This window comes from Aquamicrobium terrae (assembly GCF_040545735.1).
Lineage (GTDB): Bacteria > Pseudomonadota > Alphaproteobacteria > Rhizobiales > Rhizobiaceae > Mesorhizobium > Mesorhizobium terrae_A.
In genome coordinates, this window is record NZ_JBEPML010000048.1 from 1 (window position 1) to 1,237 (window position 1,237).

Here is a 1,237-nt window from a genome sequence, read left to right on the forward strand (position 1 = left end):
GAAGTGGGCAGAGAACCCGTCGTCCGCGCGATCCTGCTTTCCAGCCGCTGCTGGCGCCGGCACAGCGCAAGGGCCCGCGCATGCGCATCGCGCCAAAGCTCAGCAAGCACGACAACAGGATCGGGGGCTTCGCTCCCGGGTGCCGTGGATGCAGCGGCTGGCACCCGACCAGTTGCTCCGATAAAATCGCGCTTTCGACACTGGGTGTGGAAAGGCAAAGTCGTGCTATTGTCGGAATCAGCCATGATCCGAGCTCCACACAGCTTGGTTATGGTTAGGCTGGCCAAGATGTTCGCGCATCAAGGTCAGCCGCTTCGATATCTGTCGCCGCGTGACGAATCTAGACACCGAAGCTTTGATGGAAAAAATATCAATTAGTGCGCAATGTCAATAGAAAAACTATCAAATAGTGAAATAACAATCCGCCAAGTCAAGGCAGCCCGTGCGCTCTTAGGATGGTCGCAGGGAGATCTTGCTAGCCATTCTGGGGTTTCTGAGCCGACTATTGCGCGCCTAGAGGCTGAAGATGGCGTTCTGGGTGGTCGCCGTGAGACGGCTGCAAAGATACTTACCGCTTTGGAAAGCGCGGGCATAGAGTTCATACCGGGAAATGGCGGTGGTCCGGGTGTTCGAATGACGCGCCGTTCAAGCTCATAGCTCCACAGGGTGCTACCGTTTTTCAATTCTTCGGGATTGAGGACAGATATTATGATTTGACCGCCATCAGGTAGGGTAGAAGGGCCCTGCTCACGCCCATGCTTGGCGTCTTCGAAAACGGCTTTTGGTGGCGACCTGACGGCGTTCGCTTCATAGGGCAGGTGGTCGAAATGTGAGGCTGTGAATTGCGCCATTACCTTCGCCTGTGCCAAATCCCGGCGCCGCTTGACCGGTTCGCGGTCTGCACGTTTCGATACCCACAGCTTATGTGCGGCAAAGACCCGTGGGTCGGACTCGATCATTTGAACGAGAACCTCTTCTTCAGCTTCGACCACGTCGTAGCGCCATCACCGAATGGGCATAAGACTGCAACACCGTGACTGCCATCGACGACAATGTCGTTCTGGTCGGTTGTGACGCTGCAAGGCCTTGGCGTAGATAATGTTTGCCTGCGGTTTTGTTCCCGGCCCTGGCTGTCTGGCTTTTTTCGTTCGTCTGGCTTCAATCAGCAGCCGATGCCGCGCCCGCGATCGATGGCGCGCTGCTGCCGTTCGGCCACGATCTGCTGGCTAGCGTGGAG

The 1,237-nt window shown here is 56.8% G+C and carries 1 protein-coding gene and 1 pseudogene; both read right to left on the bottom strand.

All coding sequences use genetic code 11. From position 1 onward, the window contains the following. Positions 1–245, bottom strand: a pseudogene (locus ABID37_RS26215) (hypothetical protein); the annotation flags it as partial. A 129-nt stretch (positions 246–374) separates the two neighbouring features. Beyond that, on the bottom strand, positions 375–992 hold the full coding sequence (locus ABID37_RS26290; protein ID WP_435521643.1) for a GSU2403 family nucleotidyltransferase fold protein: 618 nt from the start codon (positions 990–992) through the stop codon (positions 375–377). Between the last annotated feature and the right edge of the window lie 245 nt (positions 993–1,237).